This is a genomic window from Pseudomonas kairouanensis (assembly GCF_004682055.1).
In the GTDB taxonomy this organism is placed as follows: domain Bacteria; phylum Pseudomonadota; class Gammaproteobacteria; order Pseudomonadales; family Pseudomonadaceae; genus Aquipseudomonas; species Aquipseudomonas kairouanensis.
This window is the reverse complement of sequence record NZ_QUZU01000021.1, coordinates 63,263-83,744: the sequence shown is the minus strand read 5'-3', so window position 1 is coordinate 83,744 and position 20,482 is coordinate 63,263. Positions and strand designations below refer to the sequence as shown.

The following is a 20,482-nucleotide window of genomic DNA, read 5'->3' as shown; positions in this document are numbered from 1 at the left end:
TCCTGAATAAGGGACGGTTATTTGCCCAGTTGCTCGGCCATCTCGGCCGAACGGTGTGCTGCGGCACCCAGTGCTTTCTCCACCAGGGCTTCAAAGCCCCCGGCCTGGAACGATTCGATGGCGGCTTGCGTGGTACCGCCCGGCGAGGTCACGCGGCGGCGCAGCTCGGCAGCATCCACTTCGCTCGACACCGCCATATGCGCGGCGCCCAGGGCGGTTTGTTCGGCCAGTTGCTCGGCGACGTCCTGAGACAGGCCCAGCTTCACGCCTGCGGCGGTCATGGCCTCAATCAGCAGGAAGAAATACGCCGGGCCACTGCCAGATACAGCGGTGACTGCATCCAGTTGCTGCTCCTGCTCCAGCCACAGGGCGATGCCCACGGCGGACAGTAGTTCCTGAGCCTGCTCACGCTGGGCGGCGCTGACTTCAGACGTTGCATACAGGCCGCTCACACCCTTGCGCAGCAGAGAGGGGGTGTTGGGCATGCAACGCACGATAGGTTGAGCGCCAAGCCAGTGGGTCATGCTTGCGCATGGGATACCGGCGGCGATGGATACCACAAGCTGGTGCGGTTGCAAGCTTGGGCGCAGGCTTTCGCACACGGTCTTCATGGCCTGGGGTTTTACCGCCAGCACGATCACATCCACACCCTGGATGGCCTCGGCGTTGTCGGCAAAGGTTTCGATGCCGTGCTCGGTGCTGACACGGGTACGGGTGTCGGCACCTGGGTCGCTGGCGCGGATCTGCGCGGCGTCCAGGCCCTTGGCCCGCAGGCCACCGATCAGGCTGGCCGCCATGTTACCGGCGCCGATAAAGGCAATACGCGTGTTGCTCATGACAGGTCCTTATTCAGTGAAAAGTCAGCCAATTCAGGGCTGGCCGTAGTCGCGGGCGCCAAACAAGGCGGTACCGATCCGCACCCAGGTGGCGCCTTGGGCGATGGCCGACTCAAGGTCGTGGCTCATGCCCATGGAAAGTGTGTCCAGCGCCAGGTTCAGGCTGGCTTGCAGCTCACGTACCGTGGCAAACGCGGCATCTTGCGCGGCGCGGTCTTCGGTCGGCTCGGGGATTGCCATCAGGCCACGCAGCTTCAAGCGCGGCAGGGCGCTGATGGCGTTGGCCAGGGCCGGCAGGTCGGCGGGCGTACAGCCGGACTTGCTGGCTTCGCCACTGACGTTGACCTGGATACAGATATTGAGCGGGGGCAGGTCGGCCGGGCGTTGTTCGGACAGGCGTTGTGCAATTTTGAGGCGGTCCACGGAATGCACCCAAGCGAAGTTCTCGGCGATAGCGCGCGTCTTGTTCGATTGAATGGGGCCGATGAAGTGCCAACTCAAGGGCAGGTCGGTTAATTCGGCCTGTTTGCCCAGGGCTTCCTGGAGATAGTTCTCGCCAAAATCCTGCATACCGGCGGCATAGGCTTCGCGCACGGCTTGCGCAGGTTTGGTCTTGCTCACGGCCAGCAGGTGGATGCTGTTTGCGTCGCGCTGCACGGCTTCGGCCGCGGCGCGGATGCGCTGGCTAACCAGGCCGATGTTGTCTGCTATCGTCGACATTCAAGATGCGCCCGTGGATATGGAGTCCGCGGCATTCTACTGGAAATGGAAAGCCCTATGGATATCACTGAACTGCTCACTGTGTGCGTGCGCCGTGGCGCCTGCGACCTGCATCTGTCGGCAGGCCTGGCGCCGATGCTGCGGGTGGATGGCGAGGTCTGGCCTTTGGATTGGCCGGTACTGTCGCCGCCCCAAGTGAAGGATTTGCTCAGCCCTTTACTGAACCAATACCAGCAAAAGGATTTCGAAACATCTCTCGAAACAGACTTTGCGTTCGAGTTGCCGGGCGTGGCGCGGTTCCGGGCCAACGTGTTCCAACAGGATCGCGGCATGGGGGCGGTGTTTCGTGCCATTCCCCGCGAGGTGCAAAGCCTGGACGGCCTCGGGCTGGGGGAGGTGTTCAAACGCATCGCCCAGTTGCCCCAAGGCCTGGTGCTGGTCACCGGGCCTACCGGTTCAGGCAAGTCCACCACCCTGGCGGCGATGATCGATTACCTCAACCAGCATCGCCGCCAGCACATCCTTACCCTGGAAGACCCCATCGAATTTATCCACACGCCCAAGATGGCGCTGATCAACCAACGCCAGGTGCATCGCGATACCCAGGGTTTTTCCACCGCCTTGCGTTCAGCGCTGCGCCAAGACCCGGATGTGATCCTGGTGGGCGAGTTGCGCGACCTGGAAACCATCCGCCTGGCCCTGACGGCCGCTGAGACCGGGCACCTGGTGTTTGGCACCCTGCACACCAGTTCGGCGGCCAAGACCGTGGACAGGCTGGTGGACGTGTTTGCGGCGGGGGAAAAAAGCATGGTCCGCTCGATGTTGTCGGAGTCGCTGCAGGCGGTGGTGTCCCAGGTTTTGGTCAAGAAGCTCGGCGGTGGGCGCGTGGCGGCGCACGAGATCATGCTGGGCACGCCCGCCATTCGGAATTTGATTCGCGAGGACAAGGTGGCGCAGATGGTTTCGGCGATTCAGACGGGCGGGGCGTTGGGGATGAAGACGTTGGATATGAGTTTGAAGGGGTTGGTGAGCGAGGGCGTGGTGAGCCGGGAAGAGGCGCGGGAGAAGGCGAGGGTGCCGGGGGATATATAACTCTCAAGAACACTGCAATCAAATGTGGGAGGGGGCTTGCTCCCGATTGCAGTCTGTCAGACAGCTTATCTGTAGCTGACTCACCGCTATCGGGAGCAAGCCCCCTCCCACATTGGTACTGTGTCCAGCTTGGGATTAGCGCTGGACGACCCGCAGATTGCTGTTCTGCTCTTTAGGCAACACGCGCTTGGCAATCACGTAGTTCTTGTTCCAGAACGGCTTTTTCAGCGTGTCGATGCTTACCGACTTGCCGCGACGCGGTGCATGGATAAACCGGTCGTTGCCCAGGTAGATAGCAACGTGGTTCACCTGGCGGCTCTTGAGCTTGAAGAACAACAGGTCACCCGGCTTCAAGTCCTTGCGGTCAACCTTCTGCCCGTGGCCTGCAGCCATGGCGTTGGACGTACGCGGCAAATCCACTGCGGCCACGTCGTTGAACGCATATTTCACCAAGCCGCTGCAATCAAACCCTTTACTTGGGCTACTGCCGCCCCAACGATAAGGAGTACCGAGCACGTTGACGGCGCGGCTGAGGACGTTGCTGCTTTGCTTGGTGTCGACGCCAGCCAGACCAGAAACGGCTTTGCCGTTGTGGGCCTTGCTCAGTTGAGTCGGGCGGTTGACGGTCAGCTTGGTCGCCTTGGCGGTGCTTGGCGTGCTGTGGACTTTAGGGGTGAAACCGTTGACGTTTGGAAGTCGTTGCTCACGATTGGTGGCGTGGGCGGCCAGTGGCATTAATAGGCAAATGGTTAGCCATGTCTTGAAAAATGGTCGCATTAGGCGTGGCTCTTAAGTGTTTGCGCGCAACTTTATAACAGCTTTTTGTGTCGTTCTCAGGCCGTTTGTCGACTGAACCTTGACGTCAAAATCAGGAAAAACGCGACGAAACGCCGCAATTGTCCTACACAAGTCAGGTGGCATAAGGCTTTCAGGGCAGGGAAGATACCATTTGCCGTACGTCGGGCGCCCGTAAAAAAGTCACAAAGAAAATGAAAAAATTTATCTATCGAGACAAAAGAGGTACGCGATGAACACCTATCGACAGGATTACTCCCAGCAAGACACCCACAGCAAGGTGATCGGCTACCTGCTCTGGATTTTCGGTTTTACTGGGGCGCATCGCTTTTATTACGGTAAGCCTGTCACCGGCACGATCTGGTTTTTTACCTTCGGCCTTTTGGGTATCGGCTGGCTGATCGACCTGTTCCTGATCCCAGCCATGGACCGTGAAGCCGACCTGCGATTTACCGCCGGGCCCATCGAGTACAACATCGCTTGGGTACTGCTGGCGTTTCTTGGCGTGTTCGGCGTGCACCGTATGTATCAGGGCAAGTGGATCACCGGCCTGATCTACTTGGTGACCGGGGGGTTGTTCCTGGTGGGGGTGCTGTATGACTTCTGGACGTTGAATACGCAGATTTCGATTCGTAATGCTGAGCGTAATGGCGGGCGCTGAATCTCTCGACCATACAATGGACTAAATGTGGGAGGGGGCTTGCTCCCGATAGCAGTGGGTCAGCTACAGATAAGTTGGCTGATCCACCGCTATCGGGAGCAAGCCCCCTCCCACATTTTTTTGTGCCCACTTTAAATAGGTGGGTTATCAGGCCTGGTAGGTGATTCGTCCGTCGACCACCGTGTAACGCACCGCCGCCGGTAGGCTATGGCCGATGAACGGGCAGTTTTCACCCTTGGACAGCCAGTGCTCACCGGCCACGGTCGAGCTGCCCACATCGAACAGCACCAGGTCCGCAGGCCCACCCACCGCCAACTTACCCGCTGGCAGGCGCAGGGCTTCGGCAGGTCCCGCACTCAGGCGTGCCAGCAAGGTCGGCAGGTCGAGCAAGCCATCCTCTACCAAAGTCATCGCCAATGGCAGCAACAGCTCAACGCTGCTGATACCCGGCTCTGTCGCGCCAAACGGCGCCAGTTTGGCATCCCGCTCGTGGGGTTGGTGGTGGCTGGAAATCGCCGACACCACGCCGGATTTGACCGCCGCACGCAAACCATCACGGTCGGCACGGGTGCGCAGGGGCGGCTGTACGTGGTACAGGCTGGAAAAGTCGATCAGCGCCTCATCCGTCAGTATCAGCTGATACAGCGCCACATCCGCCGTTACCGGCAGGCCACGGGCCTGGGCCTGGGCGATCAGGGCTACACCGCGTGCACTGGTCAACTGGCTGAAGTGCGCACGCACGCCGCTTTGTTCCACCAGCAGCAGGTCACGGGCCAGGGCCACGGTTTCGGCGGTTTCCGGAATGCCCGGCAGGCCGAGGAAGCTGGCCACGGCGCCTTCATGGGCCAGGCCACCTTCGGCGAGGTCGCGGTCCTGGGAATTGAAGATCACCGTCAGGTCGAACGTGGCCGCGTATTCCAGGGCGCGCAGCAGCGTGCGGGTGCTGCGAAAGCTTTCCAGGCCGTTGCCGAAGGCCACGCAACCGGCGTCACGCAGGGCGATCAGTTCGGCGAGTTGTTCGCCTTCCAGGCCTTTGCTCAGGGCGCCGATGGGGAACACTTTGCAATTGCCGGCTTCGCGGGCACGGTCGAGGATCAGTTCGGTCACCGCCGAGGTGTCGAGGATCGGCTTGGTATGTGGCGGGCAGCACAGGCTGGTCACGCCACCGGCGGCGGCGGCGCGGGTTTCGCTGGTGATGGTGCCCTTGCGGCTGTAGCCCGGCTCGCGCAGGGCGACGTTCAGGTCTACCAGGCCAGGGGCGGCTACCAGGCCTTTGGCGTCGATGCTTTCAATTGCGCTGAAACCGGCTGGAGCGGCGCCGATGGCGATGATCTTGCCGGCTTCCAGGTGCAGGTCGGTAACTTGGTCCAAGCCGCTGGCTGGATCGATGACGCGGGCGCCGAGGATGCTGAGCTTCACTGGGCGTTCTCCTGCTCGAATTGACGTTGCGCGGTTTGCCCGCTCATGGCCATGGACAGCACGGCCATGCGTACGGCGATGCCGTAGGTCACTTGGTTCAAAATCACCGACTGCGCACCATCGGCCACTGCCGACTCAATCTCCACCCCGCGGTTGATGGGGCCTGGGTGCATCACGATGGCATCCGGCTTGGCGCCGGCCAGGCGTGCGGTGGTCAGGCCGAACAGGCGGTAGAACTCGCCTTCGCTGGGCAGCAGGCCACCGGCCATGCGCTCACGTTGCAGGCGCAGCATGATCACCACGTCCACATCCTTGAGGCCTTCGGCCATGTCGGTGTAGACCTTCACGCCGTATTGCTCGATGCCGATGGGCAGCAGGGTTTTGGGTGCGATCACACGGATATCCGGGCAGCCCAGGGCCTTGAGGGCCAGCATGTTCGAGCGCGCGACCCGCGAGTGCAGGATGTCGCCGACGATGGCCACCGAGAGGTTTTCAAAGCTGCCCTTGTGCCGACGGATGGTGAGCATGTCGAGCATGCCCTGGGTCGGGTGGGCGTGACGGCCGTCGCCGCCGTTGATGATCGCCACCTGGGGGCATACATGCTCGGCGATGAAGTGCGCGGCACCGGAATCGCCGTGGCGCACCACGAACATGTCGGCGGCCATGGCTTCCAGGTTGCGCAGGGTGTCGAGCAGGGTCTCGCCCTTGCTGGCCGACGAGGTGGACACGTTCAGCGTGATCACATCGGCCGACAGCCGTTGGGCCGCCAGTTCAAAGGTGGTGCGGGTGCGGGTGGAGTTCTCGAAGAACACATTGCAGATGGTCTTGCCGCGCAGCAGCGGGACCTTCTTCACCGCGCGGCCACCGACTTCGAGGAAGGAGTCGGCGGTGTCGAGGATTTCGGTGAGCAGTTCGCGGGGCAAACCGTCGAGGGACAAGAAGTGTTGCAACTGACCCTGAGCATTGAGCTGCAGCGGGCGCTTGGCATCTAGAGGCGTCATCGCGGGGACTCTTTACAAGGCGGTTTAAAGGGCGAGGTCTTGCAGTTCGAGTTCGAGCGGCGTTGGACCGGACAATTTTACCCGCTGGTGGGGTTGCAGCGACAGGGTCGCACCCACCACATCCGGGCTGATCGGCAGTTCGCCGGCGTCCAGGTCCAGCAGGCACACCAGCGTCACACTGGCCGGGCGGCCGTAGTCGAACAACTCGTTCATGGCGGCGCGGATGGTGCGACCGCTCATCAATACATCGTCGATCAGCACCAGGTGCTGGCCTTCGATTTCGAACGGCAGGGCCGAGGGGCGCACTTGCGGGTGCAGGCCGTTCTGGCTGAAGTCATCACGGTAGAAAGACACATCCAGCGTGCCCAGGGGCGCGTCGCTGCCCAGTTCTTCCAGCAACGCCTGGGCCACCCACACACCGCCGGTGCGGATGCCGATAAAACGCGGCTCGCTGATGGCGCGGTGTTGCAGATGGGCCGTAAGGCTTTTGGCCATCTGGCTGATCAGTTCGGCGGGGTTCGGCAAGCTCATGGGGGCTCCTTGAGTAGGTAGGTGGGAGCGAGCTTGCTCGCGAAAAACTCGCAGGCGCCGCGTTCATCCAGGGTTCACGCGTTATCGTTGGTGTTTTTCGCGAGCAAGCTCGCTCCTACTAAAAAAGCGCTGCGTCAGTCAGGATTCAAATAAAGCGGTGTTTTCGTCCAACCAGCCCTGCAACAACAAGGCGGCGGCGATGGCGTCCACGGGGTTGTCGCGGTAGCTGCCTTTCTGCCCGCCACGGTCACGGCGTTCACCCTTTGCTTCAAAGGTGGTGAGGCGTTCATCGTGGGTATAGAAAGGCAGGTTGTAGCGGCCATTGAGGCGGCGGGCGAATTTTTCGGCGCGCAGGCACATGTCGCTGGGGGTGCCGTCCATGTTCAGGGGCAGGCCGACCACTACGGCGTCGGGCTTCCACTCTTTAATGAGGGCTTCGACCTGGTTCCAGTCCGGAATGCCGTTCTGGGCTTTCAAGGTGCACAACTCGCGGGCCTGGCCGGTAATGACCTGGCCGACCGCTACGCCGATCTGTTTGGTGCCGTAGTCAAACCCCAATATCAAACGCAAAGCCATCAGGCGTGCCCCGCCTGGCTGGTGAGCAGGCTCAAGTTGACGCGCAACTTGGCCGCCGCCGCTTCAAGGCGCAGTTCGCTGGGGGTGTTGAACAGGATTTCGGCATCGTAAGGGCATGTCAGCCAGGCATTGCTGGCCAGTTCTGCTTCCAGTTGGCCTGCTTCCCAACCGGCATAGCCGAGGGTGATCACGCTTTGCTCAGGGCCGATGCCGTCTGCGATGGCGAACAATACGTCCTGGGAAGTGGATAGCGACACACCTTCAAGGTCGACGGTGGCCTGGAACTTCGGGCCGGAGGGGTGCAGCACAAACCCGCGATCAGTCTGCACCGGCCCGCCGATGTAGATCGGCACACCCTGGCAGCGGGCTGGCGGGTCGATCTCGGGTCGCAGTTGCTCAAGGATATCCGCCAGGTTCAGCTCTTGCGGGCGGTTGATCACCAGCCCCATCGCACCATTGGCAGTGTGCTCGACGATATAGGTCAAGGTCTGCGCAAAGTTCGGGTCGGCCATATGGGGCATGGCGATCAGGAATTGGTGCTTGAGGTAGGTCGGGCTGACGTTTTTCATGTCCGGTAGTGTGGCGTTGGAGGGGCGAACTGACAAGCCGGGGATGTGCCGCAGCTGGCAATTGTCATCAATTGCTGGAAAGCCGATCGCCCTTGGCGAACTTCCAGGTGCGGATGATTTCCAGGCGGTCGACGTCGTTCAGGTCACCCGTAAATGGCGCGAAAGGCGCAGCCAGACGCACGATGCGCTGGGCGGCCTGGTCCAGCAACGGTTGGCCGGAGGACTCCAGTACCTGCACTTCATATAACGTACCGTCACGGTTGATCGACACCAGTAAGCGCAAATTGCCATATATCTGCTGACGCCGCGCTTCGTCCGGGTAGTTGAGGTTGCCGATGCGCTCGACCTTCTTGCGCCATTCGTCCTTATACCAGGCGCCTTTGTCGCGCATGGTGGAGGCGGCATTGAGCCGGTAGATGCGCGGGCGCTTGGCGTACAGCTGTTGTTCGTGGGCCAGTTCGGCTTCCAGGCTGGAGATTTCGTCGGTCAGCGTCGAACTGTCGAAAGTGGGCGCCGGCTTGACGGGCTCGGGCTTTGGCTCGGTCTTGGTCTTTTCGCGCTGGGTCGGGGCTTTTTGCGGTTTGGGCGCGACGGTGGTCACAGCGGCCTTCGGTGCGCTTTGCTGGACTTCGGGCTTGGGCGCTGGCGGGGGCGTGACTTTATTGACTTTGTTGTCCTGGAACGGCGCCACTTCGGTGGTCTTGGGTATCGCTTTCTTGTCCAGGGTGCCGCTGCCTTGCTGGTTTTCCTGGGCGAGGAAGTCGGCTTTCTCAGGCTTCTTCTCGCTCTTGAAGGTGGCGAGGGTGATTTCCAGGGTGCGGGTGATTTGCTTGGGCTCGACCATGGTGAAACCCACACCGAGGATCAGCGCCAGGTGAATCAATGCCGCCAGGAACAGGGTGAATCCAAGCCGATCAGCCGGGCGCACGCCGCTGTGGGAGAGTTCGGGGGGCAGATCGGACGGGAGTGTCATGACAAGAAAACCAACATCGCGCGTTTCACAGGTGGCGCATGATAACGCAATGTTGGTGGGTGTCCGGCTGTTCTATGTCACTTGGCTTGTAGCTTGCGCTCAATGGCGGCCATCAGCATTTCGCCGATGTTCGTGCCAAATGCGTTGTCTATCTCACGGATACAGGTGGGGCTGGTGACGTTGATTTCAGTGAGGTGCTCACCAATTACGTCAAGGCCTACAAATAACAAGCCTTTTTCCCGCAGGGTTGGGCCAACCTGGCCTGCAATCCAACGGTCTTTTTCTGACAGAGGTCGTGCCTCGCCACGGCCGCCGGCCGCCAGGTTGCCACGGGTCTCGCCCGCTGCCGGGATACGCGCCAGGCAATAATCCACCGGCTCGCCGTCGATCATCAGGATGCGCTTGTCGCCGTCCTTGATCGCCGGCAGGTAGGCCTGCCCCATGATCTGCTGGGTGCCCAGGGCGGTCAGGGTTTCCAGGATCACCGACAGGTTCGGGTCGCCCGCGCGGTGGCGGAAGATCGAGGTGCCGCCCATGCCGTCCAGCGGTTTGAGGATCACATCCCCGTGCTTGGCGGCGAATTCACGCAGCACGTCGGCACGGCGGCTCACCACGGTGGGGGGTGTGCACTGAGGGAACAGGGTGGCAAACAGCTTTTCATTGCAGTCGCGCAGGCTTTGCGGCTTGTTGACGATCAGCACGCCCGCCCGCTCAGCCTGCTCCAGCAGGTAGGTGGAGTAGACGAATTCCATGTCGAACGGCGGGTCCTTGCGCATCAGGATCACGTCCAGGTCGCTCAGGGGGCTGTCGATTTCGTCCGCCAGTTCGAACCACTTTTCAGGGTTGGCAAACACTTGCAGCGGGCGCATGCGCGCACGGGCGACGCCTTCGCCCTGGTAAAGGTCGCGCTGTTCCATATAGAACAGGGTCCAGCCGCGGGCCTGGGCGGCCAGGAGCATGGCCAGCGAGCTGTCCTTTTTATAGGAAATGCTGGCGATAGGGTCCATGACAATGCCGACGCGAACGCTCATGGGGGGTTTCCTCTAGCAAATTAGGGCGCATAAAAGTGGCGTCAGAGTGGCGCTGCGGCTGTTGTGGGTCAAGGAAAAACCACCGGGCGGGTGCCTCGATAGATTGCTCTCCGAGACTGTGCTAAAAAGACTGCCACGGCGCAGCAGCCCTTGAATTCCAAGGCTTGCGGCGCTCATCCTGTGCAACATCAGGCAGTACACACCGAAAACCGATTCGCTGTGGCGATGGTAGAGCAGATATGGAACAGCATTCCAACGCCTTGAGAGTGATGGTGATCGATGATTCGAAGACGATCCGCCGCACCGCCGAGACCTTGTTGAAAAACGCGGGGTGCGATGTCATCACGGCCATCGACGGTTTCGATGCCCTGGCCAGGATTGTTGACCATCACCCGCACATTATCTTTGTCGACATCATGATGCCGCGCCTGGATGGCTATCAGACCTGCGCCCTGGTGAAGAACAACCCGGCGTTCAAGTCGATCCCGGTGATCATGCTGTCCTCCAAGGACGGCCTGTTCGACAAGGCCAAGGGGCGCATCGTGGGTGTCGATCAGTTTTTGACCAAGCCTTTCAGCAAGGAAGAACTGCTGGGCGCGATCAAGGCCTACGTGCCTGCATTCGCCGCAGTAGAACAAGCACACTGAGGCCGCCCCACAAGGGCTGGCGTCTACCTAAGTAGTGGGGAAAACCATGGCACGTGTTCTGATCGTCGACGATTCGCCGACCGAAATGTACAAACTGACCGGCATGCTGGAAAAGCATGGCCACCAGGTCCTCAAGGCCGAAAACGGCGCGGACGGCGTGGCCCTGGCCCGCCAGGAAAAACCTGACGCTGTGCTGATGGACATCGTAATGCCGGGCCTCAATGGCTTTCAGGCCACCCGACAGCTGTCCAAGGAGCCGGAAACCAACGGTATCCCGATCATCATCATCACCACCAAGGACCAGGAAACCGACAAGATCTGGGGCGCACGCCAGGGCGCCAAGGACTACCTGACCAAACCGGTGGACGAAGACACCCTGATCGCCACCCTGAACAAGGTGCTGGCCGGCTGACGGCAGGCCATCATGACCGAGTCGCAAACCGCCTTCGAGCTGTTGCTGGACATCGACCGCCGCTGTCGCCTGCTGGCCGCCGACCTGCCCTCCCAGGAAACCCGCCAGCAGCGCTGGAGCGGCATCGGTTTTCGCGTGGGGCAGCATTGGTACGTGGCGCCCATGGGCGAAGTCGCCGAAGTCCTGCATGAGCCGCGCTGCACTTTAATGCCCGGGGTCAAGGCCTGGGTCAAGGGTGTTGCTAACCTGCGCGGGCGCCTGCTGCCGGTGATGGACCTGGGCGGGTTTCTCGGCTTTGAGCTGTCCAGGGCGCGCAAGCAACGGCGGGTGCTGGTGGTGGAATACAACGACCTGTTTGTCGGGCTGCTGGTGGATGAGGTGGTAGGCATGCAGCATTTCGCGCAAGAGGCCTTGCAGGCGAACGCCGTTCCTGGCGCGTCGTTTATCCAGGGCCAATTCGACGGCGACCCGCTGTGGCAGGTCTTCAGCCCCTTTGCCCTGGCCCAGGCTCCAGGCTTCATGGATGTTGCCGCATGACCACCGCAACCACACCCAAACCCTTGGCCGGCTCGCGCAGCCGTTCACAGATCATCGTGCTGTTTATCGCCCTGATCGTGTTCATCATGCTGCTGTTCGCCAACTTCGCGTACCTCAACACCCAGTCCACCTACGACAAGCAGTACATCGGCCATGCCGGTGAATTGCGGGTGCTGTCCCAGCGCATCGCCAAGAACGCTACGGAAGCCGCCGCCGGCAAGGCTGCGGCGTTCAAACTGCTGGGGGATGCGCGCAACGACTTTGCTCAACGCTGGGGCTACCTGAAAAAAGGCGACCCACAAACCGGCCTGCCCGCTGCCCCCAGCGCAGTACGCGCCGAAATGCGCGCGGTACAGACCGACTGGGAAGCGCTGCTGAAAAACACCGACGCAATCCTGGCCAGCGAGCAAACCGTATTGTCCCTGCACCAAGTGGCCGCAACCCTGGCCGAAACCGTGCCGCAACTGCAGATGGAGTCGGAAAAGGTCGTCGATATCCTGCTGCAACGCGGCGCCCCGGCCAGCCAGGTGGCCTTGGCCCAGCGTCAGTCGTTGCTGGCTGAGCGCATCCTGGGTGCGGTCAACACCGTGCTGGCCGGCGACGAATCCGCCGCCCAGGCTGCCGATGCCTTTGGTCGCGACGCCAACCGCTTTGGCCAGGTGCTCAATGGCATGCTCCAGGGCAACGCGGGGCTGCGTATCACCCAGGTCGAAGACCGCGACGCCCGGGCGCGGCTGGCGGAAATCGCCGAACTGTTCGAGTTCGTTTCAGGTTCGGTGGATGAAATCCTCGAAACCTCGCCGCAACTGTTCCAGGTGCGAGCGTCGGCGAGCAATATCTTCAACCTCTCGCAAACCCTGCTCGATGAGGCCTCGCACCTGGCCACCGGCTTTGAAAACCTGGCCAGCGGACGCAGTTTCGACACCATTGGCGGCTATGTGTTGGGCTTGCTGGCGTTGACCTCGATCATCCTGATCGGCCTGGTAATGGTGCGCGAGACCAACCGCCAACTGCATGAAACCGCCGAGAAGAACGAGCGCAACCAGAACGCGATCATGCGCCTGCTCGATGAGATCGAAGACCTGGCCGATGGCGACCTCACCGTGACCGCCTCGGTGACCGAAGACTTCACCGGCACCATTGCCGACTCCATCAACTACTCCGTCGACCAATTGCGCGACCTGGTGGCCACCATCAACCTCACCGCCGGGCAGGTGGCGGGCGCGGTGCAGGACACCCAGGCCACCGCCATGCACCTGGCCCAGGCCTCCGAGCACCAGGCCCAGCAGATCGCCGAAGCCTCCACCGCCATCAACCAGATGGCCCAGTCCATCGACCAGGTCTCGGCCAACGCCGCCGAATCCTCGGCGGTGGCGGAGCGCTCGGTAGAGATCGCCAACAAAGGCAACGAGGTGGTGCACAACACCATCCACGGTATGGATAACATTCGCGAGCAGATCCAGGACACCGCCAAGCGCATCAAACGCCTGGGGGAGTCGTCCCAAGAGATTGGCGATATCGTCAGCCTGATCGACGACATTGCCGACCAGACCAACATCCTCGCCCTCAATGCCGCGATCCAGGCCAGTATGGCCGGTGACGCCGGGCGTGGCTTCGCCGTGGTGGCCGATGAGGTTCAGCGTCTGGCCGAGCGTTCGTCGGCCGCTACACGGCAAATCGAGACCCTGGTGCGGGCGATCCAAACCGACACCAATGAAGCGGTAATCTCCATGGAGCAGACCACCACCGAAGTGGTGCGCGGGGCGCGCTTGGCGCAGGACGCCGGGGTGGCGTTGGAAGAAATCGAAGGGGTGTCCAAGACCCTGGCGGCGCTGATCCAGAGCATTTCGAATGCGGCGCAGCAGCAGACCAGTTCGGCGGGGCAGATTTCGTTGACGATGAATGTGATTCAGCAGATCACCACGCAGACGTCGTCGGGGTCGACGGCCACGGCTGAGAGCATCGGCAACCTGGCGAAAATGGCCAGCCAGTTGCGCAGGTCGGTTTCGGGCTTCACCCTGCCGGCAGCCAAGCAGGTCGACAGTTGAGATGCAGTCAAATGTGGGAGGGGGCTTGCTCCCGATGGCGGTGTATCAGTCAAAGAGATTGTGACTGAACCACTGCAATCGGGAGCAAGCCCCCTCCCACACTGGATCTCCTTCTGGTTCGAGATCCCGGCAACCCATGAATTTTCAGCGGAGCAGTTATGGTTGATCGGCACGACTACGTGGCCCTCGAATGGGTCAAGGGCGACATTGCCGAAACCCTGAAACAGGCACGTTCGGCGCTGGACGCCTTTGTCGAAACCGCCGACGGCGACGCCATCGGCGAGTGCCTGGCTGCCATCCACCAGGTGCATGGCGCGCTGCAAATGGTCGAGTTCTACGGCGCTGCGCTGCTGGCCGAGGAGATCGAGGCGTTGGCCCTTGCACTCCAGTGCGCGAGTGTGAGCCAGCGCGAAGAAAGCATCCGCCTGCTGCAACAGGCCCTCAACCAACTGCCTTTGTACCTGGACCGCGTGCACAGCGCCCGCCGCGACCTGCCGCTGGTAGTGCTGCCGTTGCTCAACGACCTGCGCAGCGCCCGCGGCGAGAGCCTGTTGTCGGAGACCAGCCTGTTCAGCCCGCAACTGCTGTCGATTGCGCCGCTGCCCGACGAAGCACTGGCCCAGCGCGCACCGCCCGACCTGCAAGACCAGTTGCGCCAATGGCATCAACTGTTGCAACAGGCCCTGGCCGGCTTGCTGCGTGAAGACCACGGCCCCAGCAACCTGGAAGACATGGCGCGGGTGTTCGCCCGCCTTGAAGCGCTGTGCCAGGGCGCGCCGCTGTTGCCGTTGTGGCAGGTCACCTCGGCGTTGGTGGAGGGCATGCTCACCGGCGTGATCGCCAACAGCCCGGCGCTGCGCAGTTTGCTCAAAGCCAGTGGCAAACAACTCAAGCGCCTGCTGGCCCAGGGTATCGGCGGCATCAACCAGCCGGCGCCGGATGAACTGCTCAAGAGCCTGTTGTTCTACGTGGCCAAAGTCACCCGGCCGACGCCGCGCATGCAAAGCCTCAAAGAGCGCTACGGCCTGGATGAAGCCTTGCCCGACAGTGCCGTGGTGGATGCCGAACGCGCGCGCCTGGCCGGGCCGGATCGCAATGCCATGGGCTCGGTGCTGGGCGCCTTGTGCGAGGAACTGGTGCGAGTCAAAGAACGGCTCGATCTGTTCGTGCGCAGCGACCGTCAGCACATCAGTGACCTGGACGCGCTGCTGGCGCCATTGCGGCAGATCGCCGACACCTTGGCCGTGCTGGGCTTTGGTCAGCCGCGCAAGGTGATCATCGACCAACTCGCTGTGGTGCTCAGCCTGGCCCAGGGCCAGCGCGAACCCAACGATGCGGTGTTGATGGATGTGGCAGGGGCCTTGCTCTACGTCGAAGCCACGCTGGCCGGGATGGTCGGCACGGTTGAGCCGGAAAGCCGCGAAGAAAGCCGCTTGCCCACCACCGACCTGACCCAGATCCACCAGTTGGTGATTCGCGAGTCGTGCCAGTGCCTGAAGCAGGCCAAAGAGTTGGTCATCGACTGCATCGAAGCCGACTGGGACCGCCAGCGCCTGGAGTCGCTGCCAGAACTGCTGAGCCAGGTGCGCGGCGCGCTGGCGATGATCCCCCTGCCACGGGCCGCCAGCCTGATGCGCGGCTGCACCGATTACGTCGATGAGCAGTTGATGGGCAGCGATGCGCCGCCGTCCGAGGCCCAACTCGGCCATTTCGCCGACGTGATCAGTGGCCTGGAGTACTACCTGGAACGCATGCTTCAAGACCCCGACGCCGCGGGCGAACGGGTACTTGAACTGGCCACCCAGGGCCTGGCTGCGCTGGGCTACCTGCCCACCGAGAAACCCTGGCGCCAAGCGCTGGTTGCGCCAGAGGGCGTGCTGTCCACCGAGATCACGCCAACCCAATCCCAGTTTGATGCGCTGGCAAGCCCTACCTCGCGCTTGAACCCTCCGGCCCTGCAACGCCCCGGCAGCCTGCTGCCGCCCCCGGCCGATGAAGCGCCTATCGACGACGAACTGCGCGAAGTCTTCCTTGAAGAAACCGACGAAGTCCTCGACGTGCTGCGTCGCTATCTGCCCAACAGCACCGAAAAAACCGCTCAGGGCGAAATGCGCCGCGCCTTTCACACCCTCAAGGGCAGTGGCCGCATGGTGCGTGCCCTGGTTTTGGCCGAGTTGGCCTGGGCCGTGGAAAACCTGCTCAACCGCGTGCTGGAGCGCAGCGTAACGCTTGGTCCCGAGGTGCAACAGGTGCTGGATGAAGCGGTGGCTTTGCTGCCGGAGCTCATCGCCGACTTCGCCACCGATGACCAACACCAACGCGATGAAGTCGACGCCCTGGCCGCTCGCGCCCATGCCCTGGCCAGCGGTACACCGGTCGCGGCTGCCGAGGCCCATGACCCGATGCTCTTGGAGATCTTCCGCAACGAAGCCCAAAGCCACCTGGACAGCCTCAACCACTTCCTGCAACAGGCTGCCGAACATGTGCCGCTGCAAGTCAGCGATGAACTGCAACGCGCCCTGCACACCCTCAAGGGCAGCGCCTATATGGCCGGCGTGTTGCCGATGGCCGAGCTGGCGCGACCGCTGGACCACCTGACCCGCGAATACAAAGCCCACCGCCTGCCGCTGGACCTGGACGAAGTGGAGCTGCTGCTGGAGGCCGAAGGCCTGTTCCAACGTGGGCTGCGTCACCTGGACAGCGATCCGCTGGCGCCGATCAAGGGCGCACAAGACCTGATCGATCGCACCCAAAGCCTGCTCGATCACCAGCTTGAAGCCTTGCTCGATGCGCCGAACACTGGCCTTCGAACCAAGCGCGACCCGCAACTGATCGCCAACTTCCTGGCCCAGGGCATGGACATCCTGCTCGACGCCGAAAGCCTGCTGCGCCGCTGGCAGCAGCACCCTGGCGAGCGCCAGGAACTCACCGCATTACTGGATGAGCTGACCACCCTGGGGGAGGGCGCGCATATTGCCGACCTGCACCCCATCGACGAACTCTGCGAAGCCTTGCTCGACCTGTACGGCGCCGTGGAAGAAAGCAGCCTGGCGGTCAGCGAGCGGTTCTTCCATGAAGCCGAACAGGCCCATGAAGCGCTGATCAACATGCTCGACCAATTGGCGGCCGGCCAGGAAATCAGCCCGGCCCCGGCACGGGTCGAAGCCCTGCGCGAACTGCTGGACGACGCCCTGGACCCATCCGCCACCGGCCTGATCAAAAGCGACGGCAGCCGCGCCCTGAGCATCTCCGAGCTGGGCGCCGCCACACAGCAGCTGGACCACGAAACGGCGATGGACGATGAGATCGTCGAGATCTTCCTCGAAGAGGCCGTGGACATCCTCGACAGCGCCGGGCAATCCCTCAAGCGCTGGCTGCTGGAACCCGACAGCGCCGCGCCGTTGTCTTCATTGCAGCGCGACCTGCATACCCTCAAGGGCGGCGCACGCATGGCCGAGATCGCCCCGGTGGCCGAGTTGGCTCATGAGTTGGAATGCCTTTACGAAGGCCTGGTGGACCGTCGCTACAGCTACAGCGCCGAGTTGTCCCAGGTGCTGATGGCCAGCCACGAGCGGCTGGCCCTGCAACTGGAAGAACTGCATCACCATCAGCCCCTGAGCGACAGTGCCGAACTGGTGGCCAAGGTGCGGGCACTGCGCCAGAACAACCCACCGGCGGCACCGGCGATTGCGCCGCAAACCCCGGGCGCCGATCCGGAATTGCTGGAGATCTTTCTCGAAGAAGCCGCCGACATCCTCGACAGTTCCAGCAGCGCGCTGCTGCGTTGGCAGGCCGAGCCCGGCAACCGCCAGGAAGTGGAAACCCTGCTGCGTGACCTGCACACCCTCAAGGGCGGTGCGCGCATGGTCGAGATTGGGCCGATTGGCGACCTGGCCCACGAGCTGGAATTTCTCTACGAAGGTTTGTCGGCGGGCTTGTTGGCGCCGTCTGCGGAACTGTTCGCGCTGCTGCAAGGCTGTCATGACCGCCTGGCGCAGATGGTCGATGCGGTGGCAGAGGGGTTGCCGGTGGGCTCGGTGGACAAGCTGATCGAGCGCATCAAAAGCCTAGTGCACCCGAGCACTGAGCCGGTGACGCCAGTGGCCTTGGCTGCGGGCAAGGCAGAAGCGGCGGTCGACCCCGCCGCCGATATGGTGAAAATTTCCGCCGACCTGCTGGACGACCTGGTCAACCTGGCGGGTGAAACCTCGATCTTCCGAGGGCGTATCGAACAGCAGGTCAACGACGCACGCATCGCCCTCAACGAGGTGGAAACCACCATCGAGCGCATGCGCGACCAATTGCGCCGCCTCGACACTGAAACCCAAGGCCGCATCCTCAGCCGTCAGCAGGCCGAGGCCGAGCGCCTGGGTTATGAAGAATTCGACCCGCTGGAAATGGACCGTCATTCCCAGTTGCAGCAGCTGTCCCGTGCGCTCTCCGAATCGGTGTCCGACCTGCTCGACCTCAAGGACACCCTCGACAGTCGCAACCAGGACGCCCACGACCTGTTGCAGCAACAGGCACGCATCAACACCGAGTTGCAAGAAGGCCTGATGCGCACGCGCATGGTGCCGTTCGAACGCATGCTGCCGCGCCTCAAGCGTATCGTGCGGCAGGTGGCGGGTGAACTGGGCAAGGACGTGGAGTTCATCGTCGGCAACGCCGAAGGCGAAATGGATCGCAACGTGCTGGAGCGCATGGCGGCGCCGTTGGAGCATATGCTGCGCAACGCCGTCGACCACGGGTTGGAGTCCCGTGAGGCACGCCTTCTGGCGGGCAAGCCGGAGAAGGGCCGCATCACCCTGGACCTGACCCACGAAGGCGGCGACATTGTCTTCGACATGCGCGACGACGGCGCCGGTGTGCCGTTGGAAGCCGTGCGGCGCAAGGCGATCAAGCGCGGCTTGCTCGACCCTCATCAAGAGATCAGCGACCGCGACGTGCTGCAGTTCATCCTGCAGCCGGGGTTTTCCACCGCGGAAAAAATCACCCAGATCTCCGGGCGTGGCGTGGGTATGGACGTGGTGCATGAAGAAGTGCGCCAGCTGGGCGGCTCGATGTTCATTGAATCGACGCCGGGCGTGGGCGTGCACTTTCGCATCCGCCTGCCGTTTACCGTGTCGGTCAACCGCGCATTAATGGTGCAGTGCGCGGACGATCAATACGCGATCCCCCTCAACACCATCGAAGGGTTGGTGCGGGTGCTGCCCCATGAGCTGGCGGGGCATTACCAGCAAGACCCGCCGCACTACGAATACGCCGGCCAGCGCTACGAGCTGTTCTACCTCGGTGACCTGCTGCACACCGTCGGCCGCCCGAAACTGTTGGGCCAGTACCAGCCGGTGCCGGTGCTGTTGGTGCAATGCAACGAACGGCACGTGGCCGTGCATGTGGATGCCATGGCGGGTACGCGGGAGATTGTGGTCAAGGGCCTGGGGCCGCAGTTTGCCGGGGTTCAGGGTTTATCCGGCGCGACCATTCTGGGTGATGGCCGCGTGGTGCTGATCATCGACTTGCTGGCGCACATCCGCGCACGCCAACCGGCGCTGCCGGCCCAGGTGGTGGATGCGCCGCTGATCCTCAACGACCCGCTGAAAAAACGCCCGTTGCTGGTGCTGGTGGTGGACGACTCGGTCACCGTGCGCAAAGTCACCAGCCGCCTGCTGGAGCGCAATGGCATGAACGTGCTGACTGCCAAAGACGGCATCGATGCCATCGCCGTGCTCGAAGAACACACCCCGGACCTGATGCTGCTGGACATCGAAATGCCGCGCATGGACGGCTTCGAAGTGGCCACCCAGGTGCGCAACGACTCACGCCTGATGCGCCTGCCGATCATCATGATCACCTCCCGCACCGGCCAGAAACACCGCGACCGCGCCATGGCCATTGGCGTGAATGATTACCTCGGCAAGCCGTACCAAGAGTCGGTGCTGCTGGAAAGCATCGCCTACTGGAGCAAGTCCCATGCTTGACCACCGCACCAGCCAACTCACCGGCCTACTCTTGCCCCTGGCCGACCGCCACCTGGTGCTGCCCAACGTGGCCATCGCCGAGTTGATTGACTTTCAGCGCGGCGAGCCGGCCAGCGATGCGCCGCCGTGGTACCTGCGCCAAGTCACTTGGCGCGATCAACAGCTGCCGCTGATCAGCTTTGAAGCGGCGTGTGGCGAAGCTCCGGTGACCGGCGAACGCTCGCGCATCGTGGTGCTGAACGCCTTGGGCGGGCGGCCGACGTTGAAGTTTATTGCGTTGGTGATCCAGGGCATTCCACGCTCGTACAAGCTTGATAGCCAATTGAGCTATGTGGATGTGCCGTTGTGCCCGCTGGAGCTTGCGGCGGTGCAGGTGGGGGAGCAGGTGGCGAAGGTGCCGGATTTGATGGGGCTGGAAGCGCTATTGGTCGAATCCGGCTTGGCCTGACCCCCTATTCTCAACCCCAGTGAAGATCAAAATGTGGGAGGGGGCTTGCCCCCGATTGCTGACTGTCAGTTGATACATATTTAGCTGACCCACCGCCATCGGGGGCAAGCCCCCTCCCACATTGTGATTTTTTGTGCTTAGCAGACCGTGTCGCGACTCAAGCCGCCCAGCGATGTCGGAACAAAATGTTATTTGTGTAAGCAATTTC

At 62.3% G+C, this 20,482-nt stretch carries 18 protein-coding genes; 8 read left to right on the top strand and 10 right to left on the bottom strand.

From position 1 onward, the window contains the following. Nucleotides 1–17 precede the first annotated feature (17 nt). Nucleotides 18–836 (bottom strand): pyrroline-5-carboxylate reductase, encoded by an 819-nt coding sequence (gene proC / locus DYL59_RS17545; RefSeq protein ID WP_135290281.1) that lies wholly within the window; start codon nt 834–836, stop codon nt 18–20. Nucleotides 837–869: 33 nt separating this feature from the next. Continuing rightward, nucleotides 870–1,556, bottom strand: a complete 687-nt coding sequence (locus DYL59_RS17540) for a YggS family pyridoxal phosphate-dependent enzyme (protein ID WP_135290280.1) — start codon at nt 1,554–1,556, stop codon at nt 870–872. Between the two features lie 57 nt (nt 1,557–1,613). On the opposite strand from DYL59_RS17540, the gene DYL59_RS17535 reads away from it, so the two are divergent. Continuing rightward, a complete protein-coding gene (locus DYL59_RS17535) occupies nt 1,614–2,648 on the top strand; it encodes a type IV pilus twitching motility protein PilT (protein WP_135290279.1) in 1,035 nt (344 codons plus the stop codon). Between the two features lie 135 nt (nt 2,649–2,783). Here the strand turns inward: DYL59_RS17535 and DYL59_RS17530 are convergent, their stop codons facing one another. After that, entirely contained in the window at nt 2,784–3,425 is a 642-nt protein-coding gene (locus tag DYL59_RS17530; protein ID WP_135290278.1) for a C40 family peptidase, read from the bottom strand. Nucleotides 3,426–3,675: 250 nt separating this feature from the next. On the opposite strand from DYL59_RS17530, the gene DYL59_RS17525 reads away from it, so the two are divergent. Continuing rightward, a complete protein-coding gene (locus DYL59_RS17525) occupies nt 3,676–4,104 on the top strand; it encodes an NINE protein (protein WP_135290277.1) in 429 nt (142 codons plus the stop codon). Between the two features lie 147 nt (nt 4,105–4,251). Here the strand turns inward: DYL59_RS17525 and DYL59_RS17520 are convergent, their stop codons facing one another. The 7 genes from DYL59_RS17520 to gshB all read right to left on the bottom strand — a co-directional run bounded on the left by DYL59_RS17520 (nt 4,252) and on the right by gshB (nt 10,204). Continuing rightward, nucleotides 4,252–5,523: a dihydroorotase gene (locus tag DYL59_RS17520; RefSeq protein ID WP_135290276.1), complete on the bottom strand. Its 1,272-nt coding sequence runs from the start codon at nt 5,521–5,523 to the stop codon at nt 4,252–4,254. Continuing rightward, nucleotides 5,520–6,524, bottom strand: coding sequence for an aspartate carbamoyltransferase catalytic subunit (locus tag DYL59_RS17515; RefSeq protein ID WP_135290275.1), 1,005 nt, complete (start codon nt 6,522–6,524; stop codon nt 5,520–5,522). Before DYL59_RS17515 ends, DYL59_RS17520 begins: the two co-directional genes overlap by 4 nt. 24 nt (nt 6,525–6,548) lie before the next feature. Beyond that, nucleotides 6,549–7,055 (bottom strand): bifunctional pyr operon transcriptional regulator/uracil phosphoribosyltransferase PyrR, encoded by a 507-nt coding sequence (gene pyrR, locus DYL59_RS17510; RefSeq protein ID WP_135290274.1) that lies wholly within the window; start codon nt 7,053–7,055, stop codon nt 6,549–6,551. Nucleotides 7,056–7,193: 138 nt separating this feature from the next. Continuing rightward, nucleotides 7,194–7,631: a Holliday junction resolvase RuvX gene (gene ruvX, locus DYL59_RS17505; RefSeq protein ID WP_005792259.1), complete on the bottom strand. Its 438-nt coding sequence runs from the start codon at nt 7,629–7,631 to the stop codon at nt 7,194–7,196. Next, complete coding sequence (locus DYL59_RS17500) at nt 7,631–8,200, bottom strand: YqgE/AlgH family protein (protein WP_135290297.1); 570 nt, start codon at nt 8,198–8,200, stop codon at nt 7,631–7,633. The genes ruvX and DYL59_RS17500 overlap by 1 nt, the downstream gene beginning before the upstream one ends. 67 nt (nt 8,201–8,267) lie before the next feature. Beyond that, nucleotides 8,268–9,173: an energy transducer TonB gene (locus DYL59_RS17495; protein ID WP_135290273.1), complete on the bottom strand. Its 906-nt coding sequence runs from the start codon at nt 9,171–9,173 to the stop codon at nt 8,268–8,270. 77 nt (nt 9,174–9,250) lie between these two features. Continuing rightward, nucleotides 9,251–10,204 (bottom strand): glutathione synthase, encoded by a 954-nt coding sequence (gshB, locus tag DYL59_RS17490; RefSeq protein WP_135290272.1) that lies wholly within the window; start codon nt 10,202–10,204, stop codon nt 9,251–9,253. 239 nt (nt 10,205–10,443) lie between these two features. Between gshB and pilG the strand changes: the two genes are divergently transcribed. The 6 genes from pilG to DYL59_RS17460 all read left to right on the top strand — a co-directional run bounded on the left by pilG (nt 10,444) and on the right by DYL59_RS17460 (nt 20,274). Beyond that, nucleotides 10,444–10,851, top strand: coding sequence for a twitching motility response regulator PilG (pilG, locus tag DYL59_RS17485; RefSeq protein ID WP_016972942.1), 408 nt, complete (start codon nt 10,444–10,446; stop codon nt 10,849–10,851). A gap of 46 nt (nt 10,852–10,897) precedes the next feature. Next, nucleotides 10,898–11,263 carry a twitching motility response regulator PilH gene (gene pilH, locus DYL59_RS17480; RefSeq protein ID WP_003234583.1) on the top strand — a complete coding sequence of 122 codons (366 nt, stop codon included), beginning with the start codon at nt 10,898–10,900 and terminating at the stop codon, nt 11,261–11,263. A gap of 12 nt (nt 11,264–11,275) precedes the next feature. Then, on the top strand, nt 11,276–11,800 hold the full coding sequence (locus DYL59_RS17475) for a chemotaxis protein CheW (protein ID WP_135290271.1): 525 nt from the start codon (nt 11,276–11,278) through the stop codon (nt 11,798–11,800). Continuing rightward, complete coding sequence (locus DYL59_RS17470) at nt 11,797–13,848, top strand: methyl-accepting chemotaxis protein (RefSeq protein WP_135290270.1); 2,052 nt, start codon at nt 11,797–11,799, stop codon at nt 13,846–13,848. Before DYL59_RS17475 ends, DYL59_RS17470 begins: the two co-directional genes overlap by 4 nt. A 158-nt stretch (nt 13,849–14,006) precedes the next feature. Beyond that, the gene (locus DYL59_RS17465) at nt 14,007–19,826 is read left to right on the top strand and encodes an Hpt domain-containing protein (RefSeq protein WP_135290269.1); all 5,820 of its coding nucleotides are present in this window, start codon (nt 14,007–14,009) and stop codon (nt 19,824–19,826) included. Next, entirely contained in the window at nt 19,819–20,274 is a 456-nt protein-coding gene (locus DYL59_RS17460) for a chemotaxis protein CheW (protein ID WP_135290268.1), read from the top strand. The genes DYL59_RS17465 and DYL59_RS17460 overlap by 8 nt, the downstream gene beginning before the upstream one ends. Nucleotides 20,275–20,482 lie beyond the last annotated feature (208 nt).

What these genes read in the sequence shown, in the direction of transcription:
- proC (WP_135290281.1), bottom strand. Translation starts at nt 836, where the DNA reads ATGAGCAACACGCGTATTGCCTTTATCGGCGCCGGTAACATGGCGGCC.
- DYL59_RS17540 (WP_135290280.1), bottom strand. Translation starts at nt 1,556, where the DNA reads ATGTCGACGATAGCAGACAACATCGGCCTGGTTAGCCAGCGCATCCGC.
- DYL59_RS17535 (WP_135290279.1), top strand. Translation starts at nt 1,614, where the DNA reads ATGGATATCACTGAACTGCTCACTGTGTGCGTGCGCCGTGGCGCCTGC.
- DYL59_RS17530 (WP_135290278.1), bottom strand. Translation starts at nt 3,425, where the DNA reads ATGCGACCATTTTTCAAGACATGGCTAACCATTTGCCTATTAATGCCA.
- DYL59_RS17525 (WP_135290277.1), top strand. Translation starts at nt 3,676, where the DNA reads ATGAACACCTATCGACAGGATTACTCCCAGCAAGACACCCACAGCAAG.
- DYL59_RS17515 (WP_135290275.1), bottom strand. Translation starts at nt 6,524, where the DNA reads ATGACGCCTCTAGATGCCAAGCGCCCGCTGCAGCTCAATGCTCAGGGT.
- pyrR (WP_135290274.1), bottom strand. Translation starts at nt 7,055, where the DNA reads ATGAGCTTGCCGAACCCCGCCGAACTGATCAGCCAGATGGCCAAAAGC.
- ruvX (WP_005792259.1), bottom strand. Translation starts at nt 7,631, where the DNA reads ATGGCTTTGCGTTTGATATTGGGGTTTGACTACGGCACCAAACAGATC.
- DYL59_RS17500 (WP_135290297.1), bottom strand. Translation starts at nt 8,200, where the DNA reads ATGAAAAACGTCAGCCCGACCTACCTCAAGCACCAATTCCTGATCGCC.
- DYL59_RS17495 (WP_135290273.1), bottom strand. Translation starts at nt 9,173, where the DNA reads ATGACACTCCCGTCCGATCTGCCCCCCGAACTCTCCCACAGCGGCGTG.
- gshB (WP_135290272.1), bottom strand. Translation starts at nt 10,204, where the DNA reads ATGAGCGTTCGCGTCGGCATTGTCATGGACCCTATCGCCAGCATTTCC.
- pilG (WP_016972942.1), top strand. Translation starts at nt 10,444, where the DNA reads ATGGAACAGCATTCCAACGCCTTGAGAGTGATGGTGATCGATGATTCG.
- pilH (WP_003234583.1), top strand. Translation starts at nt 10,898, where the DNA reads ATGGCACGTGTTCTGATCGTCGACGATTCGCCGACCGAAATGTACAAA.
- DYL59_RS17475 (WP_135290271.1), top strand. Translation starts at nt 11,276, where the DNA reads ATGACCGAGTCGCAAACCGCCTTCGAGCTGTTGCTGGACATCGACCGC.
- DYL59_RS17470 (WP_135290270.1), top strand. Translation starts at nt 11,797, where the DNA reads ATGACCACCGCAACCACACCCAAACCCTTGGCCGGCTCGCGCAGCCGT.
- DYL59_RS17465 (WP_135290269.1), top strand. Translation starts at nt 14,007, where the DNA reads ATGGTTGATCGGCACGACTACGTGGCCCTCGAATGGGTCAAGGGCGAC.
- DYL59_RS17460 (WP_135290268.1), top strand. Translation starts at nt 19,819, where the DNA reads ATGCTTGACCACCGCACCAGCCAACTCACCGGCCTACTCTTGCCCCTG.